This window comes from Streptomyces sp. NPDC048584, from assembly GCF_043199595.1.
GTDB lineage: Bacteria > Actinomycetota > Actinomycetes > Streptomycetales > Streptomycetaceae > Streptomyces > Streptomyces edwardsiae.
In genome coordinates this window covers 415,433-433,954 of sequence record NZ_JBICWF010000007.1, presented here as the reverse complement: position 1 = coordinate 433,954, position 18,522 = coordinate 415,433, and the positions used below count along the sequence as shown (strand labels likewise).

18 protein-coding genes and 1 pseudogene are annotated in these 18,522 nt (G+C 71.0%); 6 read left to right on the top strand and 13 right to left on the bottom strand.

The window, feature by feature from the left end:
* Window positions 1-91 precede the first annotated feature (91 nt).
* A pseudogene (locus ACGFR9_RS18710) lies at window positions 92-307 on the top strand (helix-turn-helix transcriptional regulator); the annotation flags it as partial.
* Window positions 308-335: 28 nt separating this feature from the next.
* On the opposite strand, the gene ACGFR9_RS18705 reads toward ACGFR9_RS18710, so the two are convergent.
* The 10 genes from ACGFR9_RS18705 to ACGFR9_RS18660 all read right to left on the bottom strand — a co-directional run bounded on the left by ACGFR9_RS18705 (window position 336) and on the right by ACGFR9_RS18660 (window position 11,941).
* Window positions 336-1,172 (bottom strand): ABC transporter permease, encoded by an 837-nt coding sequence (locus ACGFR9_RS18705; RefSeq protein ID WP_393209566.1) that lies wholly within the window; start codon window positions 1,170-1,172, stop codon window positions 336-338.
* Window positions 1,173-1,177: 5 nt separating this feature from the next.
* Entirely contained in the window at window positions 1,178-2,047 is an 870-nt protein-coding gene (locus ACGFR9_RS18700; RefSeq protein ID WP_393209563.1) for an ABC transporter permease, read from the bottom strand.
* Window positions 2,044-3,063 carry an ATP-binding cassette domain-containing protein gene (locus ACGFR9_RS18695; RefSeq protein ID WP_393209560.1) on the bottom strand — a complete coding sequence of 340 codons (1,020 nt, stop codon included), beginning with the start codon at window positions 3,061-3,063 and terminating at the stop codon, window positions 2,044-2,046. The genes ACGFR9_RS18700 and ACGFR9_RS18695 overlap by 4 nt, the downstream gene beginning before the upstream one ends.
* On the bottom strand, window positions 3,060-4,145 hold the full coding sequence (locus ACGFR9_RS18690) for a hypothetical protein (protein WP_393209557.1): 1,086 nt from the start codon (window positions 4,143-4,145) through the stop codon (window positions 3,060-3,062). Before ACGFR9_RS18690 ends, ACGFR9_RS18695 begins: the two co-directional genes overlap by 4 nt.
* Before the next feature lie 136 nt (window positions 4,146-4,281).
* Entirely contained in the window at window positions 4,282-5,823 is a 1,542-nt protein-coding gene (locus tag ACGFR9_RS18685) for a hypothetical protein (protein ID WP_393209554.1), read from the bottom strand.
* Window positions 5,820-8,252 (bottom strand): pyridoxal-dependent decarboxylase, encoded by a 2,433-nt coding sequence (locus ACGFR9_RS18680; RefSeq protein ID WP_393209551.1) that lies wholly within the window; start codon window positions 8,250-8,252, stop codon window positions 5,820-5,822. Before ACGFR9_RS18680 ends, ACGFR9_RS18685 begins: the two co-directional genes overlap by 4 nt.
* A 1-nt stretch (window position 8,253) precedes the next feature.
* Window positions 8,254-8,922: a class I SAM-dependent methyltransferase gene (locus ACGFR9_RS18675; RefSeq protein WP_393209548.1), complete on the bottom strand. Its 669-nt coding sequence runs from the start codon at window positions 8,920-8,922 to the stop codon at window positions 8,254-8,256.
* Window positions 8,919-10,064, bottom strand: coding sequence for a hypothetical protein (locus ACGFR9_RS18670; protein ID WP_393209545.1), 1,146 nt, complete (start codon window positions 10,062-10,064; stop codon window positions 8,919-8,921). Before ACGFR9_RS18670 ends, ACGFR9_RS18675 begins: the two co-directional genes overlap by 4 nt.
* A complete protein-coding gene (locus ACGFR9_RS18665; RefSeq protein ID WP_393209542.1) occupies window positions 10,061-11,122 on the bottom strand; it encodes a monodechloroaminopyrrolnitrin synthase PrnB family protein in 1,062 nt (353 codons plus the stop codon). The genes ACGFR9_RS18670 and ACGFR9_RS18665 overlap by 4 nt, the downstream gene beginning before the upstream one ends.
* Window positions 11,123-11,278: 156 nt before the next feature.
* Window positions 11,279-11,941 carry an HAD family hydrolase gene (locus tag ACGFR9_RS18660; protein WP_393209539.1) on the bottom strand — a complete coding sequence of 221 codons (663 nt, stop codon included), beginning with the start codon at window positions 11,939-11,941 and terminating at the stop codon, window positions 11,279-11,281.
* Between the two features lie 617 nt (window positions 11,942-12,558).
* On the opposite strand from ACGFR9_RS18660, the gene ACGFR9_RS18655 reads away from it, so the two are divergent.
* Complete coding sequence (locus ACGFR9_RS18655) at window positions 12,559-13,251, top strand: metal-dependent hydrolase (protein ID WP_393209536.1); 693 nt, start codon at window positions 12,559-12,561, stop codon at window positions 13,249-13,251.
* A complete protein-coding gene (locus ACGFR9_RS18650) occupies window positions 13,248-13,820 on the top strand; it encodes a helix-turn-helix domain-containing protein (RefSeq protein WP_393209533.1) in 573 nt (190 codons plus the stop codon). The genes ACGFR9_RS18655 and ACGFR9_RS18650 overlap by 4 nt, the downstream gene beginning before the upstream one ends.
* A gap of 118 nt (window positions 13,821-13,938) precedes the next feature.
* Here the strand turns inward: ACGFR9_RS18650 and ACGFR9_RS18645 are convergent, their stop codons facing one another.
* The gene (locus ACGFR9_RS18645; protein ID WP_393209530.1) at window positions 13,939-14,856 is read right to left on the bottom strand and encodes an NADP-dependent oxidoreductase; all 918 of its coding nucleotides are present in this window, start codon (window positions 14,854-14,856) and stop codon (window positions 13,939-13,941) included.
* A 121-nt stretch (window positions 14,857-14,977) separates the two neighbouring features.
* Here ACGFR9_RS18645 and ACGFR9_RS18640 point away from each other — a divergent pair, with 121 nt between their 5' ends.
* Window positions 14,978-15,427, top strand: a complete 450-nt coding sequence (locus ACGFR9_RS18640; protein WP_393209527.1) for a winged helix-turn-helix transcriptional regulator — start codon at window positions 14,978-14,980, stop codon at window positions 15,425-15,427.
* A gap of 389 nt (window positions 15,428-15,816) precedes the next feature.
* A complete protein-coding gene (locus tag ACGFR9_RS18635; protein WP_393209524.1) occupies window positions 15,817-16,053 on the top strand; it encodes a hypothetical protein in 237 nt (78 codons plus the stop codon).
* Window positions 16,054-16,119: 66 nt separating this feature from the next.
* Here the strand turns inward: ACGFR9_RS18635 and ACGFR9_RS18630 are convergent, their stop codons facing one another.
* The gene (locus tag ACGFR9_RS18630; RefSeq protein WP_393209521.1) at window positions 16,120-16,341 is read right to left on the bottom strand and encodes a hypothetical protein; all 222 of its coding nucleotides are present in this window, start codon (window positions 16,339-16,341) and stop codon (window positions 16,120-16,122) included.
* A 355-nt stretch (window positions 16,342-16,696) separates the two neighbouring features.
* Window positions 16,697-17,296, bottom strand: coding sequence for a TetR/AcrR family transcriptional regulator (locus ACGFR9_RS18625; protein ID WP_393209518.1), 600 nt, complete (start codon window positions 17,294-17,296; stop codon window positions 16,697-16,699).
* Between the two features lie 114 nt (window positions 17,297-17,410).
* On the opposite strand from ACGFR9_RS18625, the gene ACGFR9_RS18620 reads away from it, so the two are divergent.
* Window positions 17,411-18,379: an NADP-dependent oxidoreductase gene (locus tag ACGFR9_RS18620; RefSeq protein WP_393209515.1), complete on the top strand. Its 969-nt coding sequence runs from the start codon at window positions 17,411-17,413 to the stop codon at window positions 18,377-18,379.
* Window positions 18,380-18,522 lie beyond the last annotated feature (143 nt).

Below are 18,522 nucleotides of genomic sequence, written 5' to 3'. Positions count from 1 at the left end.
CAATCAACATCGATATCAAGAGCAGAATCCGGCCGACACGAAACGACAGACCAACCAAGTAATGCCAATTTAAATCACCCTTTGTACGGTCCGGCGCTTCTCCGCGCTGATCGGCCAACCGCCCCTCGGCTACCTGACCTGGTGGCGGATGACCACGGCAGCCCGCCTGTCACGAGCGACGGAAGCACCCCTGCGGTCCATCGCCGCGCAGGTGGGCTACACCTCCGAGTTCGCCTTCGCCAACGCGTTCAAACGCACGCACGGACTGGCCCCCGGCGCATACCGGCGGCGCGAAGGACCGCCTTGAGCGAGACGGACCGACGCCCCCTCGTACGTCACCCGTTGCGGGAGTACCACGCCAGGCAGCGGCGCCACACCGCAAGGCCGGACAGCAGGGCCAGCAGGGCGACCAGCGGTGACAGATGGACCAGTACGGGTGAGACGGGCACCGTGCCGGCGTGACCGGTCAGCCATGCCGCCGGGTAGTAGCCGGCGAACGCGATCGGGATGCCGAACGTGAAGGCGCCCTGCAGGACCGCCGGAAACACGCTCAGCGGGTAGTTGCCGAAGTTGCCCGCAGTGTTGTCGAGCCAGAAGAACAGGGACTCACTGCCCCGGAACCGCAGCACCAGACCCGCGATGTGCAGGTTGAGCCCCAGCTCGATCACCGTGGCGGCGGCGACCGCGACCACCAGGAAGCACAGCGCGGCCGGCGACCAGGTGACGTCCAGCAGGGACAGGCACACGGTCAACGATGCTCCGGCCACCACCAGGTCCCCCAGCGCGTTGATCGGCGCCTCGTACGTGAACACCTGGAGCAGCACCGGCGCCGGACGCGTGCGGAAGGCCTCGAAGCGGCCCTCCCGCAACAGGTGCGGGATCAGCCCGAGATTGCCGAAGAACAGCATGTACAGTCCGTGTCCGAGCATCCGGATACTGCTGATCAGCAGGATCTCCCCGAGGCCCCAGCCGCCGAGCGAGGGGAACCGGCTGAAGACGACCGTCGCGAAGAGGAGAACCGTGATCTGGTAGGTCACACCGTTGGCGACGGCCATCGCGAAGTCCGCCCGGTTGGCGAGCTGGCTGCGCAGGCCGGCCCGCATGATCACGGCGGCCAGCCGCAGCCTGCCCACCCGGCGGGCGGGCGCGGCGGTGCCGAGCGTCGTCGTCATCCGCGTCACCCTCCCAGCACGAGCAGTCGGCGGGCCGCGCGCTGCCACATCACGCGGCTCAGCAGGGCCAGTACGACGCACCACAGGGCCTGCTCGGCGACGTACGGCCAGCACTCCGCCGCGGGGATACGCCCCGTGTACAGCGAGACCGGCATGTTGATGGTCGCCGCGAACGGCAGGTGGACGGCGACGGCGCGCAGCCAGTCCGGGAAGAACCACAGGGGGATCAGTCCGCCCGACAGCAGCAGTTGGGCGAAGGCCGCCAGCCGGTTCACACCGAAGGAGGTGATGGTCCAGAAGCTGGTCAGGTCCACCAGCAGGCCGATCTGGTAGAAGACGATCTGACCGAGTCCGTAAGCCAGCACGGTGACCGCCGCGGCGGCCGGGGAGGGTGGCAGCGCGACCAGCCCGCAGGCCACGCCCACTGTCAGGCCGACCAGCAGCCAGGCCGTGGCGTACAGGCTCTCGCCCAGGCCACGCCAGGCGCAGTAGCGGCGGGCGGAGAGCGGGCGGACGAACCAGAACACCACCGATCCGTCACGGATCTTGCTCTGCGCGGTCTCCTGCGAGGCCCCCTCCATGATGACCCGGCCGGTCCCCATGAGCGTGGCGAGCACCGAGTAGGTGATGGCCTGGGACATGTCGAGGCCGACGACCGTCTCGCCGCTCTCGCCGTACAGCGCGCGCCACAGCAGCACGTACAGGAAGACCTGGGTGACGATCACGAAGGCCGTCACGGCGATGCGCGGCCGGTAGGCCCACTCGGTGCGCGGCACCAGAGTCATGAGGCGGTGTGCGCGGGGGAACGACCACGACACCGGGTCGGGCCCGCCCGCCGACTGCGGGGCGGGGGCGGAGCGGTCGGTGAGACTCATGTGACCACCCCCGCGGCCCCGGTCGCCGGCTCGGGGCGCGCGCGCTGGTGCAGGGCACGCAGGACGTCCTCGGCCGTCACCCCCTCGTAGCGCACCGAGCGGACCGGGTGCGCGGCGAGCAGTTCGGCGGTGACCTCCGCCCGGTCCGCCCCGGGGAGCGGCCTGACCCGCGCGGTCGCACCCTTGACGGACACGACCGTGGCCCGGACCAGGTCCAGCGGCGGCGGTGGCGTCTCGAACTCGACGAGGAACGACTGCTCGGCGTCGGCGGCGACGGCCAGCCGGTCACGCTGCCCGTCGTGCACGACCCGTCCGCGGTCGATGACGACGATACGGCGGCACAGTGCCTCGACCTCCGCCATGTCATGAGTCGTCAGCACCACCGAGTGGTCGCCGGTGGCGGCCAGCCGTGACAGCAGCTCCCGCACCTGGTCCTTGACCATGACGTCCAGGCCGATGGTGGGTTCGTCGAGGAAGAGGACCCGCGGCCGGTGCAGCAGGGCGGCGGCCAGGTCGCACCGCACTCGCTGGCCCAGTGAGAGGAACCGTACCGGGGTGTCCCAGAATTCGGAGAGGGTGAGTACGTCGTCGAGTTCGGTCAGCGTCTCCCGCCAGACTTCGTCGGGCAGCCCGTAGACGTCGCGGAGGATGGAGAAGGAGTCCCGTGCGGGCAGGTCCCACCACAACTGAGTGCGCTGCCCGAAGGTGACGCCCATGTTCCGGGCGTTGCGCTCCCGGTCGGCGTAGGGGTCGAGCCCGCAGACCCGGACCGTGCCGGTGTCCGGCAGCAGCAGGCCCGTCATCAGTTTGATCAGGGTGGACTTGCCGGCCCCGTTCTGTCCGAGCAGCCCGACGAACTCGCCCCGCGAGATGCGCAGGTGGACGTCGTCCAGTGCGACCGCGCGTTCCGTCGGCCGGTGGAAGGGGCGGCGGATACTCCAGGCGCCGGCGGCGCCCCAGGTGCGGAACGTCTTGGTGACGCCGGTGACCTCGATCACCGGCTCGGCACCGCTCATGACGCGCCCCCGGACGGCACCGGGTCGGTGCCGCCGGCCGTGACGTCCTGGGCGCCCCGCAGCACCGCGGCCTCCACCAGCGGGTACAGCAGCTCCCCCACGGCCGCCAGCCAGCGCACCGGGACGACCCGGCGCAGCGCGCCCGGCACGAGTGTGGCCAGGGCCGTGCGGGCGGCGGGCCGTGTGGGGTCGGGGAACTTTCCGTCGGGCGCGCCGAGGTCCCGGGTGACCACACCGAGCGTGTAGGCGGTGGTCCACACCTCGGCGAGCAGGACGTCACTGACCCGGTCGTGCACGAACGCGCGGTGCGGGAGGGTCTCCAGCGCCTGCCGCAGCGCTTCCACGATCTGCTCCCGCCCGATGCCCCGCTCCGCCAGGGCCTCCTGCGCCGGCACCCGGCGCCAGCCGTCGGCGGCGGCGGGGTCGCGCAGGTAGACCACGGCGAGCTGCTCCCACCAGCAGAAGTACGGCACGGCGGTCATCGCCGGGAGGACGGAGCCGCCCGGGTCGGCGGCCGCGGACAGACAGGCGGCGCTGCGCGGGCCCATGACCTCGTTGCCCACGAGACTGGGCGGATTGGCGTGGTCGACCGGTCCGGCGACGGGGACGAGTTTGTCCACCCCCCGCAGGTGGTCGAGCAGGGTGACGTCGTCGGTCGCCTCGGGCGTGGCCTTCGCGGCCGCGTGCTCCTCGAAGCTGAGAGCAAGTGGTGCGGGCAGCACCAGGGCCACCGACGGCAGGTAGTCGTCCACCACGGACGCCCACGCGTGGCCGAGCAGCGCGGCGGCGCGGACGGCGTTCGCGGTGCGCGAGCCCCACTCCGTGAACAGGCTCAGGGACGCCTCCGGCCGCGCCGCGGCCAGCGCGGCGACCGTGCTCGCGAACCCCGGGAGCGGCAACGCGTCGTCCTGGACGACCAGGTGGTGCGTGGCGCCCGGTGCCACCGCCTGCCAGGCGCGGCGGGCGGTGCGCAGCGCCGACGGCGGCCCCCCGGGCTCCGGGTCGGTCACGATCCGCGCAGCCAGCGTGGGATGGGCCTCGCTCAACGCCCGTGCCTCGGCCATGCGTTGCGGGTGAGCCATGATCACTGCGGACAGGAGCGGATCTGAGGAGTGCGGTGTCATCGTCAGGGTCTTTCTCGTGGGCGGCGGGGTCGGAGGCTGGGGTCGGGGGAGGTGGGACGAGGGGACGGCGACAGGAGGAGCGCCCGCCCTCGGCTCACCGCTCGGTCTTGCCGGAGGCGGGCGGCACACCACGCATGGCCCGGTACAGGTGTCTGAGCGGGCCTGCCCAGTGCAGCAGCGGCTGGAGCAGGAAGGCCGGTACCAGGGCGAGGACGGACGGCCACGTGGGCGCCTCGGTCCGTGCGGCGGCCCCGCGATGGACGGCCAGCCACTGACGCGCCTTCGTCACGCACCACATGGCGTGCAGCACCGTGTACATGCAGGCTGTCGAGGCCCACACCAGCAGCGCACCGCCCGAGCCGTCCACGGCGAGGGCCGCGATCGCGGCCAGCACCACGGCGGGACCGCCGAACCACCATGCCGTGTCGAGGCCCTCCTTGACGAACACGACGGTGTTGCGCGGCCGGAAGGCGCGCAGCACCGGATCTCTCAGCAGCCGCCGACACCCGGCGAGCGAGCCATGGGCCACGAGCGCGTACGCCTTCCCGAGCGCCTCGGGCCGGGGGTAACGGTCGACCAGGTTGAACACGGGAAGGACGTCCATGACCGCACCGGCGGTGGACAGCTTGTAGCCGACGAGCAGATCGTCGACCGGTTCCTCGTACATGCCGATGGACACCAGGGTGTCGTGGCGGACGAACAGCCCGGCACCGACCCCGTACACCACCGGCTCCGCGAGGGCCGTGAGTCCCGCGGGCAGCTGCGCGGACCGGATGCGGCGCCGGGCCAGGATGCGGTACGCCTCCACGCCCGCCCGGCGGCGCAGATCGGCCAGGGCGTGGGCGCGCATCAACACGTCCGTGCCGCCGCGTCGTGCCGCGTGCGGTCGGCGCAGCTGGAGCGGGAGTTGCTGGACCAGGTCGGGCGCCGGTCCGTCGTCCCGGGACACGGTGGCCGCCAGTTGCTCCAGGCTCCTCAGGTCCGGCTGCGAGTCGGCGTCGTACAGCCCCACGTAGGTGTAGGCCGGGTCGGCGTCCGGCGGGAGCACGTCCGGCAGTTGCTCGACGGCGTACACGAGCTGACTGCTTTTGGCGCCGTCGTCCGTGTAGTGCAAGTGGTGCAGGCCGACCCCGGGGTGGTCGGCCGCGATCGCCGGCAGCAGAGCGGCGGCAACCTCACGCGTGGTGGGGACGGCACCGATCTCGGCGCGCAGGGTACCGGCCGGGTCCCTGGAGGCGCGGGTACGCCGCACGGTCTCCACGGCCCGGCCGGACGGCACGATCCCGGCGAGCCGGGCGGCCGCGTCCTCGGCGCCACCGCTGACCACGGCGTCCGCCAGAGCGGACACCCGCACCACCACGGCATCCCGCTCCCGCTCCTCCCGCTGCGTGGTCACCACGACGACATGCAGCAGACCCGGCGGGTATGACAGCCCGGCCGCCGCCCGCACCACCTCGGCCAGCAGCTCCTGTTCGCGAAGGGCCGGCACCAGCAGGACGACGTGCGGCGCCGCGTCGACGACAGGCACGGCGTGCCGCCGCCGGTCGAGGACGCGGGCGACGAACGCCGCTCGCACGCTGAGCAGGACCCCCCACGACAGGACGCCCCACAGCACGACGAGTGCGATCGTGGTCATGACGGCTCCGCCTGTCCGGACCGGCCGTCCGGAAAGGCGGACAGGTGCCGGTGCCGTCCCTCGGAGCGGGCCGCCTCACGCAGCGCCCGCACCGGCGGATACAGACCGGCGGCCCAGGTCACCACTTCGGCGGGCGTCAGGCTCTCCGGGTCGCCGACCGGGATGCCCGTCAGCAGTGCGGACAGCCGGACGCCCAGGCCGAGCGGCACCGAGAACACGGCCTCGCCGGTTCCGTCGACCGCGGTGAGCGTCACCCGCAGATCGCCTTCCCTGACGGACGGCACCACACGGACGAGGTCCAGCTCAGCGGACCGGGCCAGTACGTCGCCGCCCGGCAGAGCGGGCACGTGTGGTGCGCCGGGCGAGGAATGCCGTCGCCCCACGGTCATCTCGATGATCGTGTCGAAGAACCGGTTGGGGAACCGGCGGTACTGGCCGCGCAGCAGATGCCTCCGCCGTGGCAGCGCCGGATCGGCGTGCCGGGCCACCCGGTCGATGCGCGGGGCGGTGTCGTCGTCGGACACCCTCACCCGCAGCTCCAGCGAGGTGTCCAGGGAGAAGGAGTAGTCGTCGCCGTCGCGGTGTACGCTGCGCGCGTCCTTGCCGACCTTGACCACGATCATGTCGTGGAAGACCTGCACCTCGTCGTTGTACCGGCGGTCCCCGTACTTGTACTCGACGGACCGCAGTGTCCCGTCGGCGTGGAAGTTGGCGAGGACCACGGGCCGGTCGGTGTCCCGGGGTTCGGGGCCGAAGACGGAGAAGTGGGCGGCGCCGACCAGCGACAGCTTCTGCTGGTTGCGGTCGAGGACCTCCAGCGCGTACCGCCGGGGATCGGTCACCCCGAACAGTTCGTTGGCGAAGGGGCTGTCCAGGTCGGGCGCGTAGACGTACAGGCCCTGGTGGGCCCCGTCGCCGTCCCACGGGCATACGGTCAGGTCCTCGTCGAGGCCCGCCCGGTCCTGGAAGGTGTGGAAGGAGTACGTGTGCGGATAGCCGTCCGGGTCGCGGCGCTGCGGAGGATGGACCACGAGGTGCCTCAGGCAGACGCTGCTGCGCCGCAACTCCCGCAACTCGCCCGGCGGACCGGGAGCCGCGGTGTCCCCGGCGGGACGCCGGGACCGCGACGGTGAGGGCGCGCGGACCGCGTCGGCGAGGGCGGTGCCGAAGCCGTCGAGGTGGGCCCGGGTCAGGTGGGGCATGGCGTAGAAGTGGTAGAAGAGCCGCTCCTCGTCCGTGCCGTCCGGCGCACTCCACGGCAGCATGTTGCCCACCAGGCGGTAGCGCTCGGTGAGTTCGGCGGGCAGGCGGCCGCCCTCGTGGGAGAAGGCGGCGACGACGACGGTGTTGCCGGGTGAGGGCAGCACCACCGCGTCGGGATCGGCGGCGCGTATCGCGTCGGCCAGTCGGTCGCGTACGGCCAGACAGTGGCGGAACACCTGCCGGTAGCCGTCCGCCGCCACCCCGAAGACCAGCGACCACAGGGCGGCGGCCATCGCGCCGGAGCGTGACCCGGTGATCGTCTCGTCGAGGAAACCGGACATCGGGGCGGGCACCGCGCCATGGCCCATCAGGCCCTTGCGGCACAGGAAAACCCCGCAACTGTAGGGCATGAGGCCGGACTTGTGCGGGTCGAGCACGATCGAGTGCACGTGCGGGTTGCGGAAGTCGAAGGGCACTTCCGGGGCGGTGAAGGGCAGGATCATGCCACCGTGCGCCGCGTCCACATGGTGGAAGAGCCTCAGGTTGCCGCCGTCCGCGGCCCGTCGTGCGAGCACGTCGGCGATCTCGTCCACCGGGTCGACCAGGCCGGTGTTGTAGTAGCCGGCGGTGGACACCACGATCACCCCGGTGCGGTCGCCCGCCGGGCTCTGTGCCGCGAGATCGTCCAGCGCGGCCTCCACCGCCGCGGCCTCCAGCCGCCAGGACGGGCCCGCGGGGCAGAGCCGCAGCTCAAGGGCGAGTATTTCCGCGGCCTTCGCCACGGAGTGGTGGGTGAGCGTCGACGCGAGGACGACGACCCGTCCGGCGTCCGCGGCACGCAGCGCGTTACGGCCGACGCGCAGTCCGGCGAGGGTCCCCTCGTTGGCCCCGCTGGTGACGTACCCGTCGGCGGCGTCGGCGTGCAGAAGCCCGGCGAGCGCGAGGACCGCCTCCCGCTCCAGGCGTCGGGTGCCGCGTACGCCGTCGCCGAAGCGGGTGTGCAGGCCGACGTTGTTGGGGTTGCGTGCGGCGAAGCGGCCGAAGGTCTCCAGGGCCAGGTCGTGCGGTGCTGTCATGGCGAAGCCGAGCCGCACCGGGTCGTCCGGGGAGTGCCAGCCGGGCACCTCCGCGAGGCGGGCGTCGAGCAGGGCGTCCAACTCCCGCTCGGGCAAGGGGTCCTGCGGGAAGGGATCGGCCTCGGTCGAACCGTCGTCCAGGTCCGCCATGTCAGTCCCCTTCCCGCCGCAGCACGCAGCGAAGGACGGCGCGCGGTCCTACGTCCAGGTCACGGACGTAGGTATGTGCCTCGCCCCGGACGGCCAGTCCGGCCGCGGTGAACGCCGCGAGCACCTCGTCGACAGGCAGCAGCACCATGGGGACGTTGTCGGGCAGCAGGTACTGGCCGTCCTCCGTGCCCGCGCGCAGCATGGGATCCAGGGTCTCGCAGGTGAAGGTGTTCAGGGCCAGCAGCCCGCCGGGTCGCAGCACCCGGGCCAGTTCGGTGACCGTAGCCGTCCACTGGGCCCGGTCCGCCGCGTTGTGCAGGACGCCGTAGCACACCGCGAGGGCGAACGTCCCGTCCTGCGCGGGGATCTCGTGCGCGGGGCCCTGCCGGACCGAGGCACGGCCGGACGGATACGCGGCCGTCCTGGCCCGGGTCGCCTCCACCATCCCCGCGTGCAGATCGACGGCGAGGACGTCGAAGCCCCGTTCCAGCAGCGCCAGGGTGTTACGGCCGCCGCCGCAGCCGACATCGAGGGCGGGGCCGTCGACGGCTGTGCTGTCGAGCAGATCGGTCAGATAGGGCTGTACGTCGAGGGAGCGGAACTCCGTGACGACGCCGGGAGAGTTCCAGTAGGCGGCGGCCAGATCGGCGGCCGTGGTCACGTCGGTCATGGGACGAGCCCCGTTTCCTCGTAGGTGCCGTTGTGCGGCCGGGCGTGTATGACGTCCATGTCCAGCTCGGCGAAGCGGTCGCCGCACCGGTCGGGGTCGTCGGTGAGGGCGAAGAAGGCCGGGCCGACGGAGGACAGGGCGAGCATGGTCGCCGCCTTGTCGTGCCACAGGGACTCCAGCTGCCCCGCCAGTTCGACGAGGCCGGGATGCGAGAAGGAGCAGTTCTCGATACTGCCCATCCGGAACCGGTAGTCGAACACGAGGGACCCGAGCGGGCCGAGATCACCGCGCAGCGCGGCCGGCATGGCCTCGTGCAGCATCCGGAACGCGATCGTGGGCGCCCACCGTTCACCGGTCGCGCGGAACCGGTCGAACTGCTCCGCCTCGGCGGCCATCAGCTCGTCGGTGGGACGCTCCTCGAGAGACCGCGGCACGCCGATCACCAGCGACAGACGATCGGGCACCGGCACCGACAGCACCACCGTGCTGCGGCCCGCCACGACCTGTACGCCTCCCGGATACAGACCAGAGGCCGCCGAGCCGCCGATGCACTGCACCGGCGTCAGCAGACCTGGCCGACTGCCGTGCTCCTCCCCGTGGTTGGCGGTGAGATACGGCAGCAGGCCGGCTCGGTCCACCGGACAGCCGTACAGGTGGTTGACCGCCGTGGCGACCGCCGCGATGAGGCTGCTGCTGGAGCCGAACCCGGCGTGCACGGGCAGCCGGTCGCTCTCTGCACCGATCGCCAGGTCGCACTCCACACCCAGGGCCGCGCACATGATGCGGGCGGCGTGCTCGACCAGTTCCGGCCGTCGTACCTCCGGGTCCAGGACGAGGCCGGTGCCCGGCGCGAGCCTCCGCACGTGGACGTGGTGGAACCGGGCGACGGAGAGGACGACTTCTCCGGCGTCGTAGATCAGGTTGTTGTCGGCCGCGATCGCCGCCGGTTGCAGCGCCATCGCGTTGAGCCGGGTGGGATAGCGCACGCGCACCTCGTCGGCGGGTGCCGGCACGGGACCGGACGGCGTGGCCAGGGGGTGGTGGACGGTGCCGGGGACGAAGGGCTCGAAACCGACGGGCGTGACGGGTTCTGCCGACGGTGGCGGGGACGTCTTCGAGTTCTCCGGGGTCGTGGAGGTCACCGCTGTGCCCTTCCGTCGTCCGGCTCCTCGGAGAGCAGCCGGTGCCTTTCGAGGGTGAGGTCCGCCAGGTGGTCGAGGGAGTCGGTGGTGTAGCCGCCGCTGCCCAGGGAGCCGTCCGGACGCACGTTCATGTTGGCCTTGGCCAGTTGCAGATGGGGCAGCCGGAAGCGCAGCACCTCCCGCAACAGCGACCGCAGTTCGCCCAGATTGCGCCGCACCTCGGGACCGTGGGCGCGGTGCCGGGCGGCCTCGTCCACGAGGCGGGGCAGCAACGGCCGGTGCCGCCGGGCCCGGTCGCTCGCCGCTCGGTAGGCGGCGGGGAGATAGAGGAGGTTCTCGACCAGGTACTGCTCGTACCACTCCTCCTGGGGCTCGCCCGGCTCCGGTCTGATCAGCAGGATGTCCACGAGCAGCGGAGTCATCTGCGCCCCGCCCGGTGCGTACAGCACCTGTCCGCCGACGGTCATGGGCGGGAAGTACGGCCGCATCTCGAAGGAGAACGTCTCCGGGGTGATGCTCCGCTTCACCGACAGCAGCGACTGCGCGAAGACGGTGAACCCGCGGGTGGCCTCGGCCAGCAGCTCCGCCAGCGCGGGATCGTCGACGGAGAGTGTGAGCGTCTCCAGGAGCGCGTCGACGGCGGGGCGAAGGGCGATGCCGGCCGTGCGGACCTCCTGAATGAACAGAGCCTCCTCGGGCAGTCCGGTGAAGGACCGCATGGCATCCCGAGGGTTGCGCAGCGCGTAGGTGTAGACGCTGTCCCGGGGCACCTCCTCGGCGAGCGCTCCCAGCTTGAGCAGCGTCTCCTCCGCGCACGGAACGGTCCGGTAGTCGACCCCGTGGCGCTCCAGGGAGGCGAGGACGAAGCCGAGGTCACGCAGGGCCGCGTTGGCGGTCACGGCGTCGTGAACACGGTCAGGAACCCGGCCGGTCCACAGCCGGGCGATTGCGTCGAGGCCGGAGACGTCCCCGGCTCGATTGAGGGCCGGCAGCCGCGAGGCATCGCGGGCGGCGTCGAATGGATCACAACCGGACACAGATAAGTCCAGGTCACGCATGGATGAAGCGAGCAGCACGGAAATTGCAGTCTCCAAAGTGAGGGCCCGGGCGAGGGCAGCGGCGGCTGCGCCGGCTCAGACGTCGCCCCGGGGGCCGAAGTTGGTCGTGCGGTGCCTACGGTCGTGTGTCGCCGGTCGCCGGGCGGGGCCCGTTCCTCAGAGGACGCCGATCAGCTCGTCGAGCGTGCGTACGCGACGTGCGACGGGGCCGGGGGGCACGGCGGAGTCCGGGGCATCGGTCACCCAGACCGCGTCCAGGCCCGCCGCGCGTGCCGCGGCCAGCCCGGTGTAGGAGTCCTCGACCGCGAGGGCCTGGTGCGGGGCCGTGAGAGAGGCGCGCAACGCCCCCAGATAGGTGTCGGGAGCGGGCTTGGTCCGCACTCCCGGGCCCGCACAGTGCACCGAGCGGAAGGCGGACCGGATGCCGAGCCGTTCCAGGTGGCTCTCCACCCAGTCGCGGCAGTTCCCCGATGCCACGGCGAGGCGGTGGCCCCGCTCCCGGCAGTGGGCCAGGAAGGGACGGACCCCGGCGCCGGCGTCGAGGAGGTCGGCCTCGGCACGGTTGAGCCGTTCGAACTCGTCCCACAATGCCCGTGTATGCTGTCGGCCGACCGTGTCGAGCAGATCCCGGCGCAGCATGTCCCGGTCGAGTGTGCGGTCGGGCCGCACGGTGATTCCGCGGGGCAGTTCCACCGCCTTGTCCCTCAGCAGCCGATGCCAGACTGCGCTGCTTGTTCGTTCCGTGTCGAGCAGTACCCCGTCGAAGTCCAGGACGATCAGCCGTCCTGTCCAACCGGAGCGTTTGACAACCGCTCCCACTGCGTTCCCCCATCCCCGTGCACTCCGAAGCCGACGGCACGCACCGAGGTACGACCGCCCACTTCTTCTGTGGTCTGGACCTTTGCGCACTCTAAACGGCGTGGACCGGTACTTCAACCAGTCCTGTACGCACGGGAGTCGATCCAGGTCACAGCGTGACGGCCCGCGCGTGCCCCGGGCGCCGGACCGAGAGAGCCGTACAAAGCGCGCCGTCGCGGCGGGTTCGCGGCGGCGCGATCAGCATGTCCCGACGGGGCTGCGGGCACTGCCACATGCAGCAGAGGGCCGGCCATCCCTGAGGGACGACCGGCGGTACGGAGACGTCCGCTCGTGGCGTCACGACAAGCGTCGTGACCGGCCACCGACCACCGGAACCAATCACCGTGGACGGGCCGACCGACCTGTTTCCGTATCCGTACCACTGGGTCGGCAGCGACGGTCCCGGCGAACGCGAGCGGCGACTCGGCCGCGCCGACGCCTCGCGGTGGCTCCCCTCGCAAGCACGGCCGCTCGTGACCGAACGCTTCGACTGCTGCCGCTCGCCTCGGCTCGGGCTGGATGCAGCATGTGCGTTCGGTATAGTGAACGTTTAGTTCGTCAAATCGAGTGAGGCTGTCATGCAGATCCCCGCCTACTACGCGGACACATACGAAGAGCGGGCCAGGACCCGAGTCGCCGCCACAGGAGAGCGCGACGGCACACCGTGGGTGGCGGTGGAGCACTGTCTGTTCCACCCCCAGGGCGGTGGTCAGCCGGCCGACCGTGGTTGGGTGGACGGTCACGAGATCACCCCCGTGCGGGATCACGCATCCGGCCTGGTCGTGGCCGTGGCCTGCGGCGAGACGCCGCTGCCGGTCTTTTCGGCCGGGCAGTCGGTCGACGTCCGCATCGACCTCTCAGTGCGCCTCGCGCATGCCGCCCTGCACACCGCCGGTCACCTGATCGAGGCGGCCGGGCGGGCACAGGGCTGGGTGCTGGCCGCCAACAACCACTTCCCGGGCCAGGCCCGGATCGAGTTCACCGCACCGACGCCCGACGTCCGCCTGGAGGCCCCGGACGGCCGGGAGGAAGCCACTGAGGCCTTGCGGACGGAGGTTGCCAAGGCCATTGCCGAAGACCTGCCCGTGACCGCAGAGAACGACGCCGACGGTCGCCGCATCGTTCACCTTGCCCATCTGCACTCGGCTCCTTGCGGGGGAACCCACGTGCGCGGCCTCGGTGACCTCGCCGATGTCGTACTGCCGACACTGAAGGTCAAGAAGGGCCGCATCCGCGTTTCCTACAACGCCGGCCACCAGGAGCGCTCATGACGCCGCCAGGAGAGCGCCGACCCGCCAGCAGCACTGCGATCGCGATCGGAGCCCAGATCCGCCACCGCCGAGAGCAGCGTGGTCTGAGCAGTGCCGAACTGGCCCGCAGAGCGGGCCTGGGCAAGGCGACGCTGTCGAAGCTGGAAGCCGGGTGGGGAAACCCGACGATCGAAACCCTGGACGCGCTCGCGATCGCCCTGCGCATCCCCTTGACCGACCTCCTGGCCCGCGACACCGACCCGGGTCCGGTGTTCGTACCCGGCACCGATCTGACCGGCGGCGAGGTGGGACGCGAACTGCTGCGCCGTATCAGCGGCGGCAACAGCCTGGAGATCTGGCGGCTGCGCATGCCCCCCGGAACACACCTGGACGGCGTGCCGCACGCGACCGGCACCATCGAGCACCTGCTCGTCTCCTCCGGTCACCTCATTGCCGGGCCGACCGACGCCCCCACCGACCTGCGCTCCGGAGACCTGCTCGCTTTCGCGGGAGATGCCCCGCACGTCTACCGCACAGGCGCCGAGCCGGCCGACGTCACTGTCGTCATCGCCTCCCCCATCATCAGCTGAAAGACATCCCCGCACATGAGCATCGCCGGCTCCACCGGTGCTTGCCCGGGACGTGTTGACGTATTCCGAGGAGTCTCCAGCACGTCGGCAGTGCTCCGGTAGTGCTCCGGTAGGAGGATCAGGGGCAGATGACGTAGCGGCCGCGGAGGCCGCTCGTGGCGGTGGCCCGGTGGGCTTCGGCGGCCTGGTGCAGCGGGACGACCGCGTGGACGCGAGCCGGAAGTTCACCCGCGGAAGCGCGGGCGAGGAGGTCGGCCAGTCGTGTGCTGTCAAAATCGGTGATCACGGAGACGACCGAGATCCCGCGCTCGATGGGCGGTTCCATGCCGGGCCGCAGGCCGACGTAGGCTCCACCGTCGCGGATCAGCTTGAGCGCTTCGCCATTCAACTGGGCAGGGTCGACGACTGCGTCCCATTCCGGCTCGGCGCGCGTGGTGAAGTCGGCGCCGAGGCCGCGGACGAACTCCTCGTCGCCGGCGCGGGCGAGCCCCGTCACCTGCCAGCCGCGTTCCCGGGCGAGGACGGAGACGTTCGCCCCGACCGCCCCCGCGGCGCCGGTCACCAGCAGCCGGGCGGCCCCGGCGGGCGCGTCGCCGAGCAGGTCGACGGCCTGCGCAGCGGCCAGCCCGTTGAGGGGGACCGTGGCCGCGGCCAGCAGATCCAGTTCGTCGGGGACCGGGACAACGTCGGCCGCTGCGACCACGATCTGCTCAGCGTAGGTGCCGTGGTCGCGGTCGAAGCCGACCACCAGACCGGCCACCCTGGTGCCGACGGTCAGATCGACGCCCGGCCCGGATGCGTCCACGACGCCGGCGAACTCCCAGCCCAGACCCGTGTGCTCGGGCTGATTGACCAGCCCCATCGAGTGGAAGAAGCCCGCCGCGACACCGATATCGGTGGGGTTGACCGTCGCAGCGGCGATGGCGACGCGAATCTGGCCGGGGCCGGGATCGACGACGGGCACGTGGATGACCTCGATCGAATCGGGCCCGTTCGGGACACGGACGACGGCGGCGCGGAAACTAGGGGTGCCCATGGTTCTACTCCTCTGCGGTGGGGTGATCGTCTTCGTGCCCCATGCTCGTTCTGTGGATTTCGCGGTGGAAGAGGGCACTTGAGAGTGCGTAACCTGCTTCCAGGTACCGAGGGGGCGATCGATGTCGACACAGACGGCGGCTCAGCAGCGGGCAGAGGCGAAGGCGAGCTACAACGCGTTCATGGACGGCTGCCCCAGCCGGCAGTTGTTGGACCGCATCTCCGACAAGTGGGTCGCGTTGATCCTCGCGGCGCTCGGCAGCGACGGCCCGCGCCGCCCCGGGGTCGACCATGAAGACGGGCCCCGGGCGATGCGCTCTTCCGAACTGTCCCGTCGGCTCGCGGGCGCCAGCCAGAAGATGCTCACCCAGACCCTGCGTTCCCTGGAAGCCGACGGTCTGGTCACCCGTACCGTCGCGCCCACGGTTCCCGTCACCGTCACCTACGAGCTGACCGCCCTCGGTCTGTCCCTGAACCACGTCATGGCCGGCCTCAAGGAATGGGCCGAAACACACATGACCGACGTACTCGCCCACCGCGAGGAACACCACCGCACGGCCGCCGGACGCTGACCTCGGCGGGTGAACCTGCGGCCGGATGACTGCGTCGGTCTCTGACGTATCCGGTCCGCTTCTTGTGGTCACGTACGAAGCTGTCGGCGGCGTCCGACGCAACCTGAAACGTTGCAGGTACACCCCGGGCCGGAAGCTCTGCAGACTGCCACGTGAGCTTCGGCGACGGAGCGTGTGTCATGAAGTCGTCTTGCTTTCTGCCGTTCACAACACTGCTCGTTAGGGGAATCGCTATGCGCAACTTCAAGAACAGGACTGTGTCCGCTGTGCTCGGTGCTGCCATGGCCGGGGGGCTCCTCCTCGCGGGAGGGTCACCGGCTGCCGCAGCCTCCTGCAGCGTAACGGCCGGCACTGTTCTGAAGACCGGAGCTTCCACCGGAGATTCCTGGGTGACCGGATACGGTGCCTGGACCGGCAGCGGCTGCGGTGACATGAAGATCAAGATTCAGCGCAAGGTCCTGGGGATCTGGTACACCGCGAACAGCGACGGCTGGGACGCCAGCGGCGACAGTTCCGGCAACGTTTCCCTGCCGGCCAGGTGCAGTGGTACTCAGACCTGGCGGGTATGGATCGACGGGGAGAAGACCGACAGCAGGACCGGCCCCACCAAGTCGATCACCTGCTAGCGCTCTGAACACACAGGTTCACCGGGTTGCGTTCTGGTCCGAGCGTCGTGGTGAGCTCCGAACGGTTCACCGTGCTGCGTCCAGACGCTCCGCATGCTGACCGCCGGCCGCCGGCTCGGCGGCCTTCGCAGCTTCTCGATCCATCAGCGTCCGCCCGGCCAGGTCGTACTCGGGCCAAGGAGTCGTGCCCTCCGGAGCGTCCGGGGGCAGCCCGGTGAGGATGTGCACCACATGCTGTTCCCGGAACCGGGCCTGCTTGACGGCCGGCGGCGGCCACGCGTCGACCAACGCGAACGGCGGCAGGACTCGTTCCGGGACCGCCTCCGGCCCAGCACCTCGAAATCGGCGGCCGCCATCACGTAGCCGCCGGCCCTGACGCTGGTATCGCCCTCGTCGCCGAGCAGCCGCAAGGCCGTTCCCTCCAGCCCGATGACCTGCTGGTCCCGGCCCTCGCACCGGATCCGGTCCCCGACCCGCAGAACTCCGCGAAACTACGGGCCGTCGAGAGCGTCCAAGAGCCATTTCGCGACGTCGCCGACCCGGCTGCGTGGATGCCGATAGCCGGACAACCGGCGGATGTTGGCCATCTCCACCGGATCAGGCTCGCGCACCGGAACGAGCCCGCACGGCAGGGCCCGCCGTGTCACAGCGAGAGGGGTGGCGGCTGGGGTAGCGGGTGGGCTCCCTCGGGACGCAGACCGTCGAAGATGATCGCGAGGTAGCGTTGCCAGAGGTCAGGCGGGGCGTCCGACAGGGAACTCGCCACGTGGTTCGGCGCGCACATCAGCGCGACGACGTCCGCTCCGGTGACGTCCGCTCGCACATCACCGTGCTCACGAGCGCGATCGACCAGAGCGTGGACGTTCTGGAACAGTCGCTCCTGAGCCTGGGACATCTCGCTGTCGAGTTTGCCTGCGCGTTGCAGGAATGACAGGTCGAACTGTTGGAGCTCTCGCGCGACGGCGGTGAGGAACTCGAGCAGTGCGTCCCCCGCGTCCGAGGCGTCGAGCAGTCGTTCCCCCACCTCCGTGAGCACGGCGATCCGCTCCAAGGCGATGGCCGCGACGAGGTCGTCCTTGGTCGCGAAATGGCGGAACACGGTGCCCTTCCCGACGCCGGCACGCCGGGCGATGTCGGCCACCGACACGTTCAGCCCCCGCTCGGCGAACTCGTCCGCCGCGGCCGCGAGCAGCAGATTCCGGTTACGAGCGGCGTCTGCGCGCAGCGGTCGGAGAGAAGTCATGTCGACAGACTAGCAAAGTTGACCGCGCGGTCCGCTTGTGGTTACTGTCGCTCCACAAGCGGACCGCACGGTCCGCTTAAGTGATTGTCAACGTGCACGTGGAGGGCAGTACTCATGAAGGCTGTTGTCGCGACCGATTACGGAACACCTGAGCAGTTCACCGTGATGGAGGTGCCGGCGCCCCAGCCGGGACCGGGGCAAATCCAGGTCCGGATCTCCGCGGCCTCGCTCAATCCGACGGACATCCGTCTGCCCGGTGGTGAGTACCGCGGGGCCGTGGAACTGGGGTTTCCGCACATACCCGGCAACGACTTCGCCGGAACGGTCAGCCAGGTCGGTCCCGGTGTCACCGCCTTCCAGGTGGGTGACGAGGTCTTCGGCGAGGCCGTGCCACGTGCGATGCGCGCGGTGGCCAGTCCCACCCGCCCCTCGCTGAGCACCGGCTCGCTTGCCGAATACGCGGTCTTCGAGGCGGACACCCCACTGATCGCGCACCGCCCGGCAGAGCTGTCGGCACCTGATGCGGCGGCACTGGCGACAGCCGGTCTGACCGCGCTGACGCTGATCGGGACGGCCGAGGTGAAGGAAGGCGAGAGTGTCCTGGTCGTGGGCGCGTCCGGTGGCGTCGGCACCGCTGTGGTTCCGCTGCTCGCCGCCGCGGGTGCGCGAGTGATCGCCACCGGTACCCCCGCGGACGCCGACATCCTCCGTAGCCTGGGTGCGGCGGAGGTCATCGGCTACGCGGAGGCGGACTATCCCTCGTCCGTGGACACCGCGCTCAACCTGACCCTGCCCAGCGATCGTCTGACCTCGATCGCCCGGGCGCTCCGGCCCGGCGGTCGCCTGGTCACGATCGTCTACCCGCCGACCCAGCCGGATCAGCTCGGTCGCGACGACGTGGATCTCCGCTTCGTGCTCGACCTGGGCGGCGAATTCGGCGCCATGCGTGAAGTCGGCGAACTCGCGGTGGCCGGTCGACTGCCCGCGACCATCAGCCGCCGGTACACCCTGGACCAGGGCCCGCAGGCATGTGTGGACCTCGTCCGCACACACACCCTGGGCAAGCTCGTCGTCACCATGTGATCAACACCCCCTGGTCATCGCGGGGCGCCCCCGCGGGGGGGCCCCCCCCCCGGGCCCCCCCCCCCCCCCCCCGGGCCTCACTCGGTCCCGCGGCCCCAGCCCGTGTTGGGGGCCCCCCCCCCCAGTTACACCCCGCCGGGCCC

Coding starts and splice junctions, on each gene's coding strand:
- ACGFR9_RS18625 (WP_393209518.1), bottom strand. CDS start 17,296: ATGACTTCTCTCCGACCGCTGCGCGCAGACGCCGCTCGTAACCGGAAT.
- ACGFR9_RS18695 (WP_393209560.1), bottom strand. CDS start 3,063: ATGAGCGGTGCCGAGCCGGTGATCGAGGTCACCGGCGTCACCAAGACG.
- ACGFR9_RS18655 (WP_393209536.1), top strand. CDS start 12,559: ATGCAGATCCCCGCCTACTACGCGGACACATACGAAGAGCGGGCCAGG.
- ACGFR9_RS18700 (WP_393209563.1), bottom strand. CDS start 2,047: ATGAGTCTCACCGACCGCTCCGCCCCCGCCCCGCAGTCGGCGGGCGGG.
- ACGFR9_RS18650 (WP_393209533.1), top strand. CDS start 13,248: ATGACGCCGCCAGGAGAGCGCCGACCCGCCAGCAGCACTGCGATCGCG.
- ACGFR9_RS18680 (WP_393209551.1), bottom strand. CDS start 8,252: ATGGCGGACCTGGACGACGGTTCGACCGAGGCCGATCCCTTCCCGCAG.
- ACGFR9_RS18620 (WP_393209515.1), top strand. CDS start 17,411: ATGAAGGCTGTTGTCGCGACCGATTACGGAACACCTGAGCAGTTCACC.
- ACGFR9_RS18665 (WP_393209542.1), bottom strand. CDS start 11,122: ATGCGTGACCTGGACTTATCTGTGTCCGGTTGTGATCCATTCGACGCC.
- ACGFR9_RS18640 (WP_393209527.1), top strand. CDS start 14,978: ATGTCGACACAGACGGCGGCTCAGCAGCGGGCAGAGGCGAAGGCGAGC.
- ACGFR9_RS18675 (WP_393209548.1), bottom strand. CDS start 8,922: ATGACCGACGTGACCACGGCCGCCGATCTGGCCGCCGCCTACTGGAAC.
- ACGFR9_RS18705 (WP_393209566.1), bottom strand. CDS start 1,172: ATGACGACGACGCTCGGCACCGCCGCGCCCGCCCGCCGGGTGGGCAGG.
- ACGFR9_RS18690 (WP_393209557.1), bottom strand. CDS start 4,145: ATGGCTCACCCGCAACGCATGGCCGAGGCACGGGCGTTGAGCGAGGCC.
- ACGFR9_RS18645 (WP_393209530.1), bottom strand. CDS start 14,856: ATGGGCACCCCTAGTTTCCGCGCCGCCGTCGTCCGTGTCCCGAACGGG.
- ACGFR9_RS18685 (WP_393209554.1), bottom strand. CDS start 5,823: ATGACCACGATCGCACTCGTCGTGCTGTGGGGCGTCCTGTCGTGGGGG.